Source organism: Gluconobacter sp. P1C6_b (assembly GCF_018811945.1).
Classification (GTDB): domain Bacteria; phylum Pseudomonadota; class Alphaproteobacteria; order Acetobacterales; family Acetobacteraceae; genus Gluconobacter.
In genome coordinates, this window is record NZ_JACRVU010000003.1 from 91,375 (window position 1) to 106,653 (window position 15,279).

General features: G+C 61.2%; 17 protein-coding genes. 9 read left to right on the top strand and 8 right to left on the bottom strand.

Annotated features, from left to right (window positions below; genetic code table 11):
• Positions 1-28: 28 nt before the first annotated feature.
• Positions 29-235 (bottom strand): helix-turn-helix transcriptional regulator, encoded by a 207-nt coding sequence (locus KP701_RS03595; protein WP_215745771.1) that lies wholly within the window; start codon positions 233-235, stop codon positions 29-31.
• On the bottom strand, positions 210-755 hold the full coding sequence (locus KP701_RS03600) for a hypothetical protein (protein ID WP_215745772.1): 546 nt from the start codon (positions 753-755) through the stop codon (positions 210-212). The genes KP701_RS03595 and KP701_RS03600 overlap by 26 nt, the downstream gene beginning before the upstream one ends.
• A 165-nt stretch (positions 756-920) precedes the next feature.
• Between KP701_RS03600 and greA the strand changes: the two genes are divergently transcribed.
• Together greA and KP701_RS03610 are read left to right on the top strand one after the other, a co-directional pair.
• The gene (greA, locus tag KP701_RS03605; RefSeq protein WP_011251910.1) at positions 921-1,394 is read left to right on the top strand and encodes a transcription elongation factor GreA; all 474 of its coding nucleotides are present in this window, start codon (positions 921-923) and stop codon (positions 1,392-1,394) included.
• Positions 1,394-2,620 (top strand): threonine ammonia-lyase, encoded by a 1,227-nt coding sequence (locus KP701_RS03610; protein ID WP_215745773.1) that lies wholly within the window; start codon positions 1,394-1,396, stop codon positions 2,618-2,620. Before greA ends, KP701_RS03610 begins: the two co-directional genes overlap by 1 nt.
• 3 nt (positions 2,621-2,623) lie before the next feature.
• Here the strand turns inward: KP701_RS03610 and KP701_RS03615 are convergent, their stop codons facing one another.
• The 3 genes from KP701_RS03615 to msrB form a co-directional block, all read right to left on the bottom strand.
• On the bottom strand, positions 2,624-2,911 hold the full coding sequence (locus KP701_RS03615) for a DUF1330 domain-containing protein (protein ID WP_215745774.1): 288 nt from the start codon (positions 2,909-2,911) through the stop codon (positions 2,624-2,626).
• Between the two features lie 81 nt (positions 2,912-2,992).
• Positions 2,993-3,631, bottom strand: coding sequence for a uracil phosphoribosyltransferase (gene upp, locus KP701_RS03620; RefSeq protein ID WP_041110801.1), 639 nt, complete (start codon positions 3,629-3,631; stop codon positions 2,993-2,995).
• The gene (gene msrB, locus KP701_RS03625) at positions 3,628-4,044 is read right to left on the bottom strand and encodes a peptide-methionine (R)-S-oxide reductase MsrB (protein WP_215745775.1); all 417 of its coding nucleotides are present in this window, start codon (positions 4,042-4,044) and stop codon (positions 3,628-3,630) included. Before msrB ends, upp begins: the two co-directional genes overlap by 4 nt.
• Before the next feature lie 148 nt (positions 4,045-4,192).
• Between msrB and KP701_RS03630 the strand changes: the two genes are divergently transcribed.
• The 6 genes from KP701_RS03630 to KP701_RS03655 all read left to right on the top strand — a co-directional run bounded on the left by KP701_RS03630 (position 4,193) and on the right by KP701_RS03655 (position 10,609).
• Positions 4,193-4,384 (top strand): CsbD family protein, encoded by a 192-nt coding sequence (locus KP701_RS03630; protein ID WP_041110804.1) that lies wholly within the window; start codon positions 4,193-4,195, stop codon positions 4,382-4,384.
• A gap of 116 nt (positions 4,385-4,500) precedes the next feature.
• Entirely contained in the window at positions 4,501-6,033 is a 1,533-nt protein-coding gene (gene gpmI, locus KP701_RS03635; RefSeq protein WP_215745777.1) for a 2,3-bisphosphoglycerate-independent phosphoglycerate mutase, read from the top strand.
• Positions 6,020-7,309 (top strand): murein hydrolase activator EnvC, encoded by a 1,290-nt coding sequence (locus KP701_RS03640; protein WP_215745778.1) that lies wholly within the window; start codon positions 6,020-6,022, stop codon positions 7,307-7,309. Before gpmI ends, KP701_RS03640 begins: the two co-directional genes overlap by 14 nt.
• 128 nt (positions 7,310-7,437) lie before the next feature.
• Positions 7,438-8,895, top strand: a complete 1,458-nt coding sequence (locus tag KP701_RS03645; RefSeq protein ID WP_062457632.1) for a S41 family peptidase — start codon at positions 7,438-7,440, stop codon at positions 8,893-8,895.
• Positions 8,896-8,912: 17 nt separating this feature from the next.
• Complete coding sequence (locus KP701_RS03650; RefSeq protein ID WP_215745779.1) at positions 8,913-10,100, top strand: divergent polysaccharide deacetylase family protein; 1,188 nt, start codon at positions 8,913-8,915, stop codon at positions 10,098-10,100.
• Complete coding sequence (locus tag KP701_RS03655) at positions 10,097-10,609, top strand: RNA pyrophosphohydrolase (RefSeq protein WP_215745780.1); 513 nt, start codon at positions 10,097-10,099, stop codon at positions 10,607-10,609. The genes KP701_RS03650 and KP701_RS03655 overlap by 4 nt, the downstream gene beginning before the upstream one ends.
• Here the strand turns inward: KP701_RS03655 and KP701_RS03660 are convergent.
• Genes KP701_RS03660 through KP701_RS03670 form a run of 3 tightly spaced genes read right to left on the bottom strand, consistent with a single transcriptional unit; the run spans position 10,567 to position 14,090 of the window.
• The gene (locus KP701_RS03660) at positions 10,567-12,321 is read right to left on the bottom strand and encodes an ABC transporter ATP-binding protein (RefSeq protein WP_215745781.1); all 1,755 of its coding nucleotides are present in this window, start codon (positions 12,319-12,321) and stop codon (positions 10,567-10,569) included. The two genes, KP701_RS03655 and KP701_RS03660, sit on opposite strands and share 43 nt — an antisense overlap.
• A 45-nt stretch (positions 12,322-12,366) precedes the next feature.
• Positions 12,367-13,557 carry a CCA tRNA nucleotidyltransferase gene (locus KP701_RS03665; protein ID WP_215745782.1) on the bottom strand — a complete coding sequence of 397 codons (1,191 nt, stop codon included), beginning with the start codon at positions 13,555-13,557 and terminating at the stop codon, positions 12,367-12,369.
• On the bottom strand, positions 13,554-14,090 hold the full coding sequence (locus tag KP701_RS03670; RefSeq protein ID WP_215745964.1) for a DUF1285 domain-containing protein: 537 nt from the start codon (positions 14,088-14,090) through the stop codon (positions 13,554-13,556). Before KP701_RS03670 ends, KP701_RS03665 begins: the two co-directional genes overlap by 4 nt.
• A 155-nt stretch (positions 14,091-14,245) precedes the next feature.
• Between KP701_RS03670 and KP701_RS03675 the strand changes: the two genes are divergently transcribed.
• Complete coding sequence (locus tag KP701_RS03675) at positions 14,246-15,274, top strand: MoxR family ATPase (protein WP_215745783.1); 1,029 nt, start codon at positions 14,246-14,248, stop codon at positions 15,272-15,274.
• Positions 15,275-15,279 lie beyond the last annotated feature (5 nt).

Consider the following 15,279-nt stretch of genomic DNA (forward strand, 5'->3'; position numbering starts at 1 on the left):
CGGAGCAATCTGGCGGGGCTTTTTGTTTCTAATCGCCTGAATATCGAAGAAGATCGCCCGGCTGGCAGTTGAGAACCCGACACAGGGCCTCAAGGGTTGAGAACCGGATCGCCTTTGCTTTGCCTGTCTTGAGAATTGAAAGATTGGCCAGCGTCAGCCCCACTTTCTCCGAGAGTTCCGTCAAAGACATCCCCCGCGCCTTCAGCACCTCATCCAGATTGACCTGTACCGGCATCAGATGACCTCATCCATTTCGGACTGAAGCTGAACACCCTCTCGAAAAGTAAGGCAATAAGATAAAGCAACCCCAGACACAGCGCGAAATCCGCAAGGTCCGAAAGAGAGGTAGTCCATGAGAAGGGACCGTAAGTTGCAGGATCAAAGAAGCTTGAAAGCATCTCTCCGAAAAAACCAATACAAACAAAACAAAGGATTTTTCTGAAAATATCCCAAATCATCACAGAATTGTTTCGAGAAAAAATCTTCCCAGAGAGGACATTATCAATAATACCGACAGAATTCCTGAGAATATTTTTTAAAATATAGAGTTCAATGACTCCCATTACCAAACTGAATACGTCCTTCCCCTCCTGCGATAAAGAGTGAGGCGCCTTGTCCCAGAACACATAGAAGATCGGTGTGAAAACAAGAACAACTATCAACAGGACCAATTCGCTCCATAACAACACTGATGAGATGCCAGAGAGAAAACGCAGGATCTGACGAACAAAGCGCAAGGTATTCATTTTCTTCATAATGCCTCCTTATCGAAAAACGATAAGCACACCCATCGCCTGCCCAACAAAGATTTTATCGTTTTTCGATAAATAAAAATACGCCATCTTGCAAAAAACTCCCTGAAATCCTATATTGTCAGGCTGTTTATTAAGTTTCAGTCACGCTTTTTCGAGGATTTCAGAGTGCAGAAGATCCCCATGACCGCGAAGGGACAGCAGCGTCTCGAAGACGAACTTCGGACCCTCAAGAGCGTCGACCGCCCGGCCGTCATCCGCGCCATCGCAGAAGCCCGCGAACATGGGGACCTGTCCGAAAACGCCGAATACCACGCCGCCCGTGACCGCCAGTCCTTCATCGAAGGCCGCGTCCTGGAGCTGGAAGGGATCATCTCTAATGCCGAGGTGATCGACCCTTCGACGCTGACCGGAACGCGCGTCCGTTTTGGCGCGCATATCGAACTCGTCGACGAAGAGACCGACAAGGAAGCCCTGTACCAGATCGTTGGCGTTCATGAGGCCGACATCAAGCAGGGCCTGATCTCGATTTCCTCGCCTCTGGCCAAAGCCCTGATCGGCAAGGATGTCGGTGACTCCGTTTCCGTTCCCGCCCCTGGCGGAGACCGGACCTACGAAATCCTCAAGGTCACATATCGCTGATGTCTGACGTCCTGACGTCCACCACCCCTGTCGTGACCATCGCGGATATCGAAAGCGCCCATGAGCGCATCGCGTCCACCGTGGTTCGCACGCCGACGATTTCCTGCCCCGCGCTGTCCAAACTGACGGGCGCGGACATTACGCTCAAGCTCGAAAACCTTCAGGCGATCGGCTCCTTCAAGGAGCGCGGAGCGGCCAACAAAATGGCCCTCCTGACGCCGGAAGAGCGGGCACGCGGCGTCATTACCGTCTCGGCAGGCAATCATGCACAGGGTGTGGCCCGTCAGGCCAGTCTTCTCGGCATTGATGCCACCATCGTCATGCCGCGCTTCACGCCGGCCACCAAGGTCGCGGCAACGCAGGCCTGGGGCGCGAATGTCGTGCTCGCCGGTGACGATTTCGCACAGGCCAGCGAAACCGCTGCCGAACTCCAGAAGCAGGACGGCCGGGTCCTCGTCCATCCGTTCAATGACCCGGCCGTCATTGCAGGTCAGGGCACGGCTGCACTGGAGCTGCTGCAGGATGCTCCGGATATCGACACCGTCGTCGTCCCCGTGGGCGGTGGCGGCCTGATCGGTGGATTTGCCACCGTCATGGCGGCGCTCCGCCCGGATGTCGAGGTCATCGGCGTGCAGGTCGAAGCCTATGCCTCGCTGTCCAATTATCCGCAGGAAGACGGCCCGACGCAGGGCGGCTCGACCATCGCGGAAGGTATTGCGGTCACGAAACTCGGCGATCACTGCCTGAACGCCTTTCGCAACAAGATCTCGAAGATCCTCGTCGTCAGCGAACTTCAGGTCGAAAGCGCCATCACGACGCTGGCCGAAAAAGCCAAGCAGGTCTGTGAAGGCGCAGGAGCCACTGGCCTCGCGGCCGTTCTGGCCTATCCGGAGCTGTTCAGGGGACGCCGCGTTGCCCTTCCCCTTTCGGGCGGGAACATCAACGCTCGCATTCTTGCCAACACGATCCTGCGCTCCCTCCTCCGGGACGGGCGGATCCTGCGTCTGATCTTCCAGATCCCTGATCGTCCGGGCATGCTGGCGGACATCTCGGCCCGCATTGGCAATTACGGCGGGAACATCATCGAAGTCTCCCATCACCGCCTGTTTGCGTCTCCGTCTGTTCAGACGGCCGAGCTGCTGGTGATGGTGGAAGCCCGCGACACCGAACATGCCCACCAGATCGAGACCGATCTGGCGCGGCATTATATCGTCCGGCGGGACTGACCTTCAGAGACCGTCCACGATAACAACGTTATAGGGCCCGGCTTTCCAGCGATGCGCGGCGGCCTTCTGATAGGCCGGGCTTTCATACCAGGCCCGGGCCGACGCCGCATCCGGAAACTCGATAATCACGACACCATCAGGCTCGGTCCCTTCGAGTTTTTCCTGCTTGCCGTAAGCCGCAAGAATCTTGGCCGGAAAGCCTTTGAAGGTCTCACCAACCACTTCCGAATATTTCTGGAATTCGCCCGGGTCGGTCAGCTTTTCACGAATAAACACAGCATAGGCAGGCATGGAACGCTCCCCTCTGGATGAGCCTCCATACCCGCCACAAAACCGCTGAAGTTTCAGCACACAAGAGCGTGTGCCAAAGCCTCAGCGCGTGCCGAACAGACGGTCACCAGCATCACCGAGACCCGGGACGATATAGCCGTGTTCGTCCAGATGACTGTCGATCGAGCAGGTCACGATCTGCACATCCGGGTGCAGTTCCGCCATGTGGGCAATACCCTCGGGAACTGCCAGCAGACAGGCGAAGATCGGGTTCGTTGCACCGGCAGCCTTCACGCGCGTCAGCGCAGCGGCGGCGGAGTGCCCTGTTGCCAGCATTGGGTCGAGCACGATGCAGGTCCGTCCCGGAACATCGCTGGGCATGTTGAAGTAGTATTCGCTGACTTCCAGCGTCTCGTGATCGCGGCGCAGACCGATATGTCCGACACGCGCGGACGGCACCAGATCCAGCATGCCATCCAGCAGACCATTACCGGCACGCAGGATGGAGACAAAGCACAGCTTCTTGCCGTCCAGTTCCTCACCTTCCATCGGGCCACTCGGCGCTTCGATATGCCGCGGCGCCAGCGACAGGTTGCGCGTGGCTTCATAGGCCAGCAGCAGGCTCAGTTCGCGCGTCAGGCGACGGAAACCGGCCGTGGATGTATTGCGGTCACGCAGACGGGTCAGCTTGTGGCGCACCAGCGGGTGGTCGAGGACGATAGGCGGCAGCGCCTGACTCATACTTTTTCTCCTTCGGCCGGGCGGAAATCGAGCGCCAGACCGTTCATGCAATAACGAAGCCCCGTGGGCGGCGGACCATCGGGAAAGACATGCCCCAGATGGCCTTTGCAGTTCGCGCAGTGGACTTCGGTGCGGACCATGCCATAGCGGCTGTCCTGCGTGGTTTCGACGCCATCCGGCAGGGACTGGAAGAATGAGGGCCAGCCGCTGCCGCTATCATATTTCGTTTCCGAAGCAAAAAGCGGACGCCCGCAGGCCGCACAGGCATAAATCCCCGCGCGCTTCTCGTCGTTGAGAGGGCTGGAGCCGGGACGTTCCGTTCCGTGTTCATGAAGGATCCGCCGCTGTTCCGGTGTCAGGCCAACACCGCAGCCACTGCCGGTCTGCCCGTTCGGGCCGCAACTCTGGGTCATGCTGGTTCTCCGGAAAATCTGAAAGGCGTCTTCTGACGATGTATGAAAGCGCGGCCGTATTTTGTCACGCATCTTAAGCTGTCATGACGCAACCCGACACAGAGACGCCCGTTAGGATTGCACAACATCAAGACGGAAGGATCCGGTCATGAGTTCCATCGAAGACAAGATCAAGGGCGTTGCCAATCAGGTGACTGGCAAGGTCAAGGAAGAAGTCGGTCACATGACGAACGACAAGGAACTTGAAGGCGAAGGCGTGGCCCAGAACCTCAAGGGCAAGGTCCAGAAAACCACGGGCGACGCCAAGGATGCGGTCAAGAGCGGCATCGACAAGCTCTGAAGCTGTCCCCCCGATCACAATGCAACGCCCGCCGTCATGGCGGGCGTTCGCATTTGTGGGGAATGATGGCATGATGGGCGACAGTCCCATTCCTCCTTTCCTGCAGGAGACATCCCATGTCCGCATCCTCGACACCCCGCCCCGTCATGCTCGTCATTCTCGACGGCTTCGGCTGGCGGGAGGATGAGTCCGACAATGCGGTCCGTCTCGCAAACACTCCGACTTTCGACACCCTCTGGGCCACAAGCCCCCACGCCTTCCTGAAAACCTCGGGCGAGGATGTCGGCCTGCCCGACGGGCAGATGGGCAATTCCGAGGTCGGACATCTGAATATCGGTGCCGGTCGTGTGGTGATGCAGGAACTCCCCCGCATCTCCCGCAGCGCCCGGGACGGCTCCCTGCCACAGAACCCCGCTCTTCTGGAGTTCATCGCAGCCCTGAAGGCGTCGGGCGGAACCTGCCACCTCATGGGTCTGATCTCGCCCGGCGGTGTGCATGCCCATCAGGATCATGTGGTCGCACTGGCAAAAATTGTCAGCGCGGCAGGTGTGCCCGTAGCCGTCCATATCTTCAGCGATGGCCGCGACACGGCACCGCGATCGGGTGAGGACTTCATCGGGAAATTCCTGAAGGACCTGCCTGACAGCGTGCAGATCGCAACGCTGAGCGGTCGCTATTACGCCATGGACCGGGATCGCCGCTGGGAGCGCGTCGCCCTCGCTGTCGAGGCCATCCGGGACGCGAAAGGCCCACACGCGACGGACGCCCTCTCGGCTCTTCAGGCCAGTTACGCCAGCGACAAGGGAGACGAGTTCGTTCTTCCCACCGTTCTGGGTGATTATGCCGGCATGAAGGACGGAGACGGCATTCTGGCCTGCAACTTCCGCGCAGACCGCATCCGCCAACTGCTGGACGTCCTCGTCCTGCCGGACTTTGCGGAGTATGACAGCGGCCGTAAGGTGAAATTCGCAGCCGTCTGCGGCATGTCGCGCTATTCCGATCATCTGGCACCTTACATGAGCATCCTGTTCCCCAAGGTGCCGCTCGACGATCTGCTGGGAGACGTGGTCGCCAAGGCTGGCAGGACCCAGCTCCGCATGGCTGAAACGGAAAAATATCCGCACGTCACCTACTTCCTGAACGGTGGCCGCGAAGTCCAGTTCGACGGTGAAGAGCGCATTCTGGTCCCCTCCCCCAAGGTCGCGACCTACGATCTGCAGCCCGAGATGTCCGCCCCCGAACTGACGGACAGGGCTGTTGCCGCCATCGAGAGTGGCAAATTTGACATGATCGTCCTGAACTTCGCCAATCCGGACATGGTCGGCCATACCGGTTCCCTGCCCGCAGCCATCAAGGCCTGCGAGACCGTCGATCAGGGGCTGGGCCGCATCAATGACGCCATCATCAAGGCCGGTGGCAGCCTGCTTGTCACGGCGGACCACGGCAACTGCGAAACCATGCGCGATCCCGTGACGGGTGGTGCGCACACCTCGCACACGCTGAACGTCGTGCCTGTCATTCTGGCGCATGCGGATGGCCAGACCATCCATGACGGCCGTCTGGCTGATCTGGCTCCCACCATGCTGGCCCTAATGGGCGTGAAGCAGCCTGAAGCCATGACGGGTGTTTCCCTGCTTGAAAGCGCCTGATCCACGGCCGTTTCTGCCGCTCGTCCTGCTCCTGTCGCCCGGCTGGGCGGCAGCACATCACGCGTCTCATCATCATGCCCGTCACACAGAAAAACCGGCGGTCGCCGCGCCCAGCGAGGGACAGAAAGCCCTTGCCCGCGCCCAGGCCGCGCGCCGGGCTCTGGAAAAACGGCAGGCGGATGAAGCAGCGGCCCTGAAAGCAAAACAGATTGCCTCGGCACAGGCCGAAGCAAAGGCGCGGCAGGACAATGCCCGCACCCTCGCCTTCACGGCCCAGACCCATACGGCCCAGTCCGCCGTGGACACGACCCAGAGCCGTATTCTTGCACTTAAGGCCAGTATTGCGGAGCTGATGGACAAGCGGACGACTGTTGAAGCGGATATCCGCCAGCAGAATGCCGCCCTGCAACCGCTGCTTCCCGTCGCAGCGCGCCTGTCCATTGCACCGGATGCCGCATTGCTGGCCTCTCCGGAAACAGCGTCAGAAAGCGTCACCGCGCTCTCCGTCCTCGGCGGTTTCTCCCGCCTGACCCAACAGCGTGCCCAGGCGCTTCAGTCCCGCGAAGACGAACTCCATGCCATCGGCATTGATCTGGACAGCCGACAAAAGGAACTCGCGGAACTGCTCGCGCAGCAGACCCGTGAGCGTAATGCCGCCGCCGCCCGGACCCGAATTGCGGCACGGCAGGAAGCTGTCGCAGATCAGGGTGCCCAGAAAGCCCGCAAGGCCGTGGCTGATGCCATGCAGGCCGCAGCGGATCTGTCCGCCGAAATTGACGCGCTGGTCCGACAGGAAGCCCAGGCCCGCGCCGAACTGGAAAAGGAAGCCGCCGCCCTGACCCGTCAGCATCAGCTCGAACGTGCCCGCCATGCCCGATCGCAGGCCCAGGCGCTCTCCTCGAGCGGACAGGGCGTCTCCAGCGGCAGTGGTCATGCCCCCGTCTCAGGCCGGGTTTCCGTCCGCTGGGGCCAGACGACGGAAGCGGGCCCCGCAACCGGCATTACCTATGCCGCCCTCTCTTCTGCCCCCGTACAGGCCCCCTGCACGGGCCGAGTCGAATTTGCCGGCCCCTTCCGCTCCTTCGGACAGATGCTGATCCTCGACTGTGGACGGAATTACCGCTTCGTCCTTTCCGGACTGGGACAGCTGAATGTTTCGGGTGGCCAAAGCATCAGGAAAGCTGCCACACTGGGCCAGATGCCTGCGGCCGACGGAATGCTTTTTGTCCAGCTCCGACATGGTACGCAGGTTGTCAGTCCCGCTCCTTTCCTCTGATCCGGTTTGCCGAGCGCGTCTGACCTTGTAGGATCGTTTCTTAATAATTTGGCAACCCGAACCGGCCTAGTCTGCCTTCAAGGTGACGACGGTCAGTACGTTCCTTCGTTCCCAAGGATGGAGATCACATGAAGTTTCGCAGTGGCCTGTTGCTGGGCACCGCCTTTCTGGCCGGACTGGCCGTCGGACCGGGAGCCCTGCGTCTTGCTGGCTCCGGCGACTTTCCGGGTGCAGCCCTCGCCCGTGAAATCTCCCATGACAACAGCGCGGAAACCGTCCGCCTGCTGACGCTGCTGGGAACGGTCATGGACGTGGTGAAGGCGGAATATGTCCACCCCGTCTCCGACAAGGACCTCATCAATAACGCGCTTGACGGGATGGTCGGCAACCTCGATCCCCATTCGTCCTACATGACCGCGGCCCAGTTCCACGACATGCAGACCGAGATTTCGGGCAAGTTCGGTGGCCTAGGCCTTCAGGTTCAGGGTGAGTCCGGACATGTCCGCGTGGTCTCCCCGATCGACGGAACCCCCGCCGCGCGCGCAGGCATCCAGCCTGGCGATTTCATCACGATGGTCGACCACAAGAGCATTGATGACCTGACGCTCGATCAGGCCGTCCGCAAGATGCGTGGTGATCCGGGCACGAAAATCAGCCTGACGATCGTCCGCCCCAAGACCGGCAAGACGCTCACCTTCGACATGACGCGCGAAATCGTGCACGTCCAGATCGTGAAGTCTGCGCTGTATGGCAGCACGGGCTATATCCGCCTGACCGAGTTCGATGACGATCTCGAAAGCGCCATGCATGCCGCGTTCGACAAGCTCAAGGCACAGGCCACCAAGGCGCCGGGCGGCAAGCTGACCGGTATCATCCTTGATCTGCGCTCCAATCCGGGCGGCAAGCTCGATCAGGCCATCGCTGTCTCGGACGACTTCATCAAGGACGGTGAAATCGTCTCGATCCGTGGCCGTCACGCCGAAAACAACCAGCGCTGGGACGCCAAGGGCACGGACATCACCAATGGCCTGCCGATCGTCGTCCTGACGAATGGTGGCTCGGCCTCGGCCAGTGAAATCGTGGCTGGTGCCCTGAAGGATCATCACCGCGCCATCATCCTTGGCGAGAAGACCTTCGGGAAAGGTTCGGTCCAGACTCTCATCCCCATCGGCGATCAGGGTGCCGTGCGTCTGACGACAGCTCGCTATTACACGCCGTCCGGCCGCTCCATTCAGGGCCTGGGCATTACGCCTGATATCCCCGTTGCCGAGACGAAGGATGACGATGCCTATGGTTATCGTGAGGCCGACCTGTCCCACATCCTGACGAATATTGGCGGTAACCGGACGAACGAAACGCCGCGTACCGATATCCCGCCGATCGCGAAATCCATCCCGAAGATGCCGGATGCCAGCTGGCCCGCATTCGATGCTACGAAGCCTGCAACCGATTTCCAGCTTCAGCAGGCGATCAAGGTGATCAATGCCATGGCGGGCCTCTCAAATCCTGCACCGGCCACCGCACCGGCAACAGAGGTCAAGGCTGCCGCGCCGACCGCTCCCAAACCACCTGAAGCCCACCACTGACAAGGACATCCCGGATCGTGCAGAACCGTCCCGCCTCCAGCCGACCAGGGCTCTGGCAGCGACTTCCCGTGATTGGACGCCTTCTGATCGCGTTCTGGGCCGTTCTTCTGGCGGGAGGAGCCGGTGCGGCGGCGTTTCTGTTGCACCAGCAGAAACCCGCTGTCCTCGCGCAGGTCACTCCGCAGCCCAAACCCCCTCTGCCTGCGCAGCCCACCTCCCCGGCCAAGTCCTCTATTGTTTCCACTCCGGCACCAAAAGAGACAACCGTGACAGCCGCCGGGGCTCAGGCACCCGCCGCGCCGGTTCCGGCAAAGCCGGCTGACATGACGTTACCGACGGCAGCGACCACCATTCCCGCCAAGGCTGTTCCGCCTTCACCAGCGGGCTCTTCAACCGCTGTGACACAACAGACCCTGCCGCCGGTCATGTCCTCTGCCGCTTCCCCGTCTTCGCTGGCAGCTTCCCCGGCGCCCCTCCCGACCGACAAAACCGCCATTGCAATCGTGCTCCAAGGATTTGGCTATTCCGATGCGCTGACCTACGACGTTCTTTCGCGTATTCCCGCACCTGTGGCAGTTGGGATTTCGCCTTATGTCAGCAATATCAGCGACATCATTGCGCGGGCCCATGCCAGTCACAGGGAAGTCTATGTCACCCTTCCCATGCAGAGCGCCCATCCCGAACGGGTCGATGAAGGCCCGCACGCGCTGGGATATGGAAACTCCGCTGCTGATGATCAGCGCGAACTGGAATGGTGCCTCTCCCGTGCCGCAGGCGCGGAAGGACTGACGGATGCGTCTGAAAACGGAGACGACCAGCCGGGCGGCGGCTATGCGACTTCGCCCGATTTTTCACCGATTGCCAGTACCATCAGCAGCCGGGGCCTGCTCTATCTGGCAGGATCCGCGCAGGATGGCCGTCGTACCCGCGGAATGACTGCAACGGCCTGGATAGACGGGGACACGGACGCCGCCACTCTGGACAGCCGTCTGGCCGCCCTGCTGCCTCAGGATGGAAAGCCGGCAAAGATTCTGCTGATGGTCGGACCGATCACGCCTGTCATGATCGACCGTCTCGCAAACTGGCTTAAAGGTCCGGCCGCGCAGAACTTCGTCGTTGTACCGCCATCAGCTTTCGCAGATAGCGGCATCAGCAACGATCAGGCCGCCAATCTTTCGCCTCCCAATCCGGTAGCGCCCCTATGACTGATCCCATGACCCTTCCCTACCGCCCGAATGTGGGAATTGCGCTCTTCAACCGTGACGGCAAGCTGTTCATCGCCCGGCGCACAGACCTTCCGGGAGATGTCTGGCAGTGCCCACAGGGCGGCATTGATGAAGGTGAGACATCACAGGTCGCCGCCCTGCGCGAAATGGGAGAAGAAATCGGAACCCGGAACGCGCGCATTCTTGCCGAACGGAGTGGCTGGCTTTCCTATGATCTGCCGCCCGACCTGATCGGAAAGGCCTTGGGAGGACGTTTCCGGGGGCAGACCCAGAAATGGTTCGTGATGGGTTACGAAGGACAGGATTCCGATATCCGTCTGGACCTTCAGGACCCGCCCGAATTCGACGCCTGGGAGTGGGTCGAACCGCAGGCGGTTCTGAAACGCAATCTGGGCTTCAAGAAAGCCCTCTATGCCGATCTGATTCCTGAACTGGCAGCGCTTTTTCAGGCTGCTGCCAGGGACTGGGTCCGCACCAGCCGCGCGTAAAGGCCATCCTTGCGGAGAAGTTCGGCATGGGTGCCGGCTTCGGCGACGGCGCCCTGATCCATCACAACGATCAGATCGGCAGCCTGCACGGTGGAAAGCCGGTGCGCGACGATCACTGTCGTACGGCCTGAACGCAGGTTTGCCAGTGCATTCTGCACCCGCGCCTCGCTTTCGGAATCAAGCGCACTCGTCGCTTCATCCAGCAGCAGGACGCGCGGGTTACGAAGCAAAGCGCGGGCCAGAGCCACGCGCTGACGCTGGCCACCGGACAGTCGGCGTCCGCCCGGCCCGACCCGGGTTTCCAGACCCGCGGGCAGGTTATCGAGGAAATCGACCGCAGCCATGGCACAGGCCTTTTCGACCTCGCTGCGTGAGGCGGAAGGCCGCCCGATCCAGATATTCTCAAGCACGGACATGTCGAACAGGGTCGTATCCTGACTGACATACGCGATGGCGTCCCGAAGAGAGGACAGGGTCAGATCCCGCAGATCCACGCCTTCAAGACGGATGCTGCCCGCGCTGACATCGTGCAGACGCGGGATCAGGGAAAGTGCCGTGGATTTTCCGGCGCCGCTCGGCCCCACGAGCGCAACGGTTTTCCCAGGCTGAACATCGAAGGTCAGGTTCTGCAGACCGACCCTGCCATCCTCGTAACGATAGCTGGCCTGCTGGAACGCCAGATGTCCTTTTCCGGACGGCAGGGGTTTCGCGTTCGGACGTTCTACGACTGCCGGGGGTTCATCGATCACGGCAAAAACCCGCGACAGACCAGCCAATCCTTCCTGAAGAGCCGTATTGAGCGAGCCCAGCGCCCGGATCGGCCGGGCGGCAGTCAGGAGAGCGGCAATAAAGGCGGTGAAGTCCCCCAGTGTCGCACCGCCCTGAGCCGCGCGCCAGCCTGCAAACCCCAGCACTGCTGCCACAGCGGCACCGCCCAGAACCTCCAGAACCGGATCGACACGCGCGCGCCCTTTGGCAATCCGCAGGAAGGCCGAGTGTAGCAGATCCAGCGAGTGATCGACACGCGTGCTTTCCCGCTCTTCCATCCGGTAGATGCGGACCTGCCGGGCCAGAGCAAAACTTTCGTTGAGCAGGGCCGAGGTCTCGCCGATCTGCTCCTGCATGCCGCCCGAGGCCCGGCGCACTTTCTTGCCCAGCTTCTGGATAGGCACGGCCGCAACCGGGTAGAGCACGAGCGCAATCAGGCTTAGTTCCCAGTCCGTGACGATCATGGAAATGACGAGCCCCACCACCGTCACCGCATCACCGAGCGCGTTGACAACACGGATCATGGCCTCGCGGATCGAAATGGCATCCGTGGTGAAACGGGCGGCCCATTTGGCAGGGGCATCCTTTTCGATGGTCGAGACGTCAGCCTGAAGCGCATGGGCGAACATGCGCGACTGCAAGCCGCGGATTACGGCCAGAACCAGTCCCTGCACGGCAATCGTCTGCCCGTACTGGGACGCGGCTTTCAGTCCAGTCACGATTACAACCAGAGCCGGCACCTGATAGAGGATCCGGGAATCATGGGCCGCGAACATGTCCACGGCCCGCTTGATGACCGCAGGATAAAGCGCGGTCAGCCCTGCCATCAGGACCGTCAGAACAATGACGGAGATGATCCGTCCCACATGCTGGCGCATTTCCTCACGCCAGATGCGTTTCATCAGGACGCGGCTGTCCGTATCAAGAGCTGTCGTTTTCGTCATACCGGGGGGTTTAGCAGGCCTTGCGAAAAGGGCGAAACCGCCGCTTCATTTCTGCGTGGCAAGATAGGCCAGACACGCGTTCCGGTCCGGCAGGCATCCCTGCGCCATCCACCAGTCCCGCCCCGTTTTCAGCCATTGCCCCATGCCCGGCCCCGGCCGGACACCTTGTATAATGGCATCCTTGCCCGATAGCGGGAATTCGGGCTGAGGTATGGCCTGCAACCGTGAACGGAACCGGTCCCACACGCTGTCAGGCTTGCCCACAAGATGGGCCTGGAGCAACCAGCTCCGCTCTACAAGCCGGTCCAGATCCTGCAGCACCCGCAGGCGACGAAGGTCGTCATCGGACAGTTCCGGATGCAGGGCCGGTTGAGCGGACGCCCAGGCCTCGATCTTCGCGCCATCTGCATTGGACAGTTTCAGGCGACCAGCCAGCTCCGAGTTGTTCCGGTGACACAGCGCAAAAAGCCTGAGCAGGGAAGACACCGGAGCCTCACAGGCCAGCAGACGGTTCAGGAAATGCTGGTCCGGCTCTGGCAGAATGACCTGAAGCAAGCCGACCGATGCCATTGCCCCGATCGTTTCGCTAAGGCGCGGGCCGGACAGAATTCTCAGCAGCTCCGAAGCGACCCGTTCAGCCGAGAGCGTGCCAATCAGTCCAAGCTGCTCCGAGACGGCCTGACACGCCTCCGGGTCCGGAAAGCCATGCCCGTATCGCGCATCGAACCGGAAGAAACGAAGGGCTCTCAGCGCATCTTCCGCGATCCGGCGCGAGGCCTCTCCGACGAACCGCACGCGATGGTTCTGAAGATCCTCCCGGCCACTGAAATAATCATGGAGCCGGTCGTGACAGTCCAGCGACATGGCATTGATCGTAAAGTCCCGCCGGGCCGCGTCTTCCGCCCAGTCCTGCGTCCAGGCCACGATCGCGTGGCGCCCGTCTGTTTCCTCATCGCGACGCAGGGTCGTGATTTCGTAGGGCACATTGCCCAGCAAGGCCGTGACGGTCCCATGAGCAAGCCCGGTGGGAATCACGCGGATCCCGGCTTCTTCCAGCCGGCGCTGCACATCATCTGGTGGTTCCGGAGTCGCGAGATCCAGATCATGGACGGGAACACCGGCGAGCAGATCGCGTACCGATCCGCCGACGAGGCGCGCCTCAGGCAGGACAGACCAGATACGATCCAGTCCCGTATGATCTGACAGCCGCTCCAGCAGGCCGGAATTCTGCGTCATGCAGGACGCGAAAGCGGGAAGAAACAGTCCTGGCTCCAGACACCGAGACAGGGCTCACCCTTCACATGTCCGGGAACCGCAAGGGCCGCGAGTTCGTAATGCACCGCACGTGTCACCCGCGCGAGGATGGGGAAAGCCCCCTCGCCGTCACGGACATGGACATAGGGCACGCTGGCGCACTCGTCCGACGGACGGTCCCAGTCACAGGAGAGCGGATGTTCGGGGCCGATACAGATCAACTCATCCATATTCGTGCGGAAACAGAGATTCTGCTGTCGGCCGCAGGTTCCGCGGAAATCCAGTTCGACGGCCACAAACGGCACATCCTCAACCTGGATGATCCCCTGTTCCATCGGCGTTTTCAGCCAGTAGGTTCCTTCAGGATCGCGGGTCAGCATCGAAGAGAACATACACAGCATGGCTTTGCGTTTGATCACCGAGCCCCGATAGAGCCAGGTGCCATCGCGCTGGATGAGAAAAGGCAGCAGCCGGGGGCCTGTACCAGGCGTTCCGGGAAAGGAAGACGGAGGCATCAGGGGATCTGGAGACAGGGCGGCGTCAGGTCGGGCCGCCTGCCGGAACTGATGATCGCTCAATTTTCCCTCCAACTGCATAAAAACTCTCTTCTCACACCAACTTGGGTGCAATCGAGCCTTGATGAAACCCCCACACCTGTCAGACTGGCGTCATGAGCGAGCAGCAATATTCTTCCGGCGTTTCCGCCGGCACCCTGCAGGGCGAGGCGGACGTGGCTGAAGCCGACCGTCTGGCCCCGGTTCTCCGTCAGGTCCGTCAGGCCATCGGAGGCATTGTTCTGGGCCAGGACAGCGTCATTGAACAGGTGCTTGTCACGATCCTCTCCGGTGGTCACGCGCTTCTGATGGGCGCGCCCGGTCTGGGCAAGACCCTTCTGGTCAATACGGCATCGCGCGTGCTGGGTCTGGATGCCACGCGCATCCAGTTCACGCCTGACCTGATGCCGTCTGACATTACGGGTGCGGAAATCCTCGATCAGGATGCAGACGGGCGACGCGCCTTCCGCTTCCTGCCCGGCCCGATCTTCGGTCAGCTCGTTCTGGCCGACGAAATCAACCGTGCCAGCCCACGCACCCAGTCCGCGCTGCTTCAGGCCATGGCGGAACGTCGCGTGACGCAGGGCGGCAAGGATTACGCTCTTCCGCGTCCTTTCCACGTTCTTGCGACCCAGAACCCGATCGAGCAGGAAGGCACCTATCCGCTCCCTGAAGCCCAGCTCGACCGTTTCATGCTTCAGATCAGCCTCGGCTTTCCGGAGCGGGACGCGGAACGTCAGATGCTGCTTCAGACCACAGGCGCCACGACGCCGATGGCCACGGCGTTGATGAATGCCGAGAGCCTTCTTGCAGCCCAGAATCTTGTTCGCCGTCTGCCGGTCGGTGACCAGATCGTGGATGCGATCCTGACGCTGACGCGCTCGCTGCGTCCGGAAGATCCGTCCGCTTCACCGGAAGTGCGGGAAGCCGTTTCCTACGGTCCCGGCCCCCGTGCGGCACAGGCCCTTATGATCGCAACCCGCGCCCGTGCGCTGCTGGACGGTCGTCTGGCTCCGAGTCTTGATGACGTCGTGGCCCTCGCAAGCCCGGTCCTGTCCCATCGTATCGGACTGGGCTTTGGCGCACGCGCATCGGGAACGGATCGCGAAGCCCTGATCCGCAAGCAGGCCCAGGCCCTCCTCTGATCGCC

Coding starts and splice junctions, on each gene's coding strand:
- KP701_RS03595 (WP_215745771.1), bottom strand. CDS start 235: ATGCCGGTACAGGTCAATCTGGATGAGGTGCTGAAGGCGCGGGGGATG.
- KP701_RS03600 (WP_215745772.1), bottom strand. CDS start 755: ATGAAGAAAATGAATACCTTGCGCTTTGTTCGTCAGATCCTGCGTTTT.
- KP701_RS03610 (WP_215745773.1), top strand. CDS start 1,394: ATGTCTGACGTCCTGACGTCCACCACCCCTGTCGTGACCATCGCGGAT.
- KP701_RS03615 (WP_215745774.1), bottom strand. CDS start 2,911: ATGCCTGCCTATGCTGTGTTTATTCGTGAAAAGCTGACCGACCCGGGC.
- upp (WP_041110801.1), bottom strand. CDS start 3,631: ATGAGTCAGGCGCTGCCGCCTATCGTCCTCGACCACCCGCTGGTGCGC.
- msrB (WP_215745775.1), bottom strand. CDS start 4,044: ATGACCCAGAGTTGCGGCCCGAACGGGCAGACCGGCAGTGGCTGCGGT.
- KP701_RS03630 (WP_041110804.1), top strand. CDS start 4,193: ATGAGTTCCATCGAAGACAAGATCAAGGGCGTTGCCAATCAGGTGACT.
- gpmI (WP_215745777.1), top strand. CDS start 4,501: ATGTCCGCATCCTCGACACCCCGCCCCGTCATGCTCGTCATTCTCGAC.
- KP701_RS03645 (WP_062457632.1), top strand. CDS start 7,438: ATGAAGTTTCGCAGTGGCCTGTTGCTGGGCACCGCCTTTCTGGCCGGA.
- KP701_RS03655 (WP_215745780.1), top strand. CDS start 10,097: ATGACTGATCCCATGACCCTTCCCTACCGCCCGAATGTGGGAATTGCG.
- KP701_RS03660 (WP_215745781.1), bottom strand. CDS start 12,321: ATGACGAAAACGACAGCTCTTGATACGGACAGCCGCGTCCTGATGAAA.
- KP701_RS03665 (WP_215745782.1), bottom strand. CDS start 13,557: ATGACGCAGAATTCCGGCCTGCTGGAGCGGCTGTCAGATCATACGGGA.
- KP701_RS03670 (WP_215745964.1), bottom strand. CDS start 14,090: ATGCCTCCGTCTTCCTTTCCCGGAACGCCTGGTACAGGCCCCCGGCTG.
- KP701_RS03675 (WP_215745783.1), top strand. CDS start 14,246: ATGAGCGAGCAGCAATATTCTTCCGGCGTTTCCGCCGGCACCCTGCAG.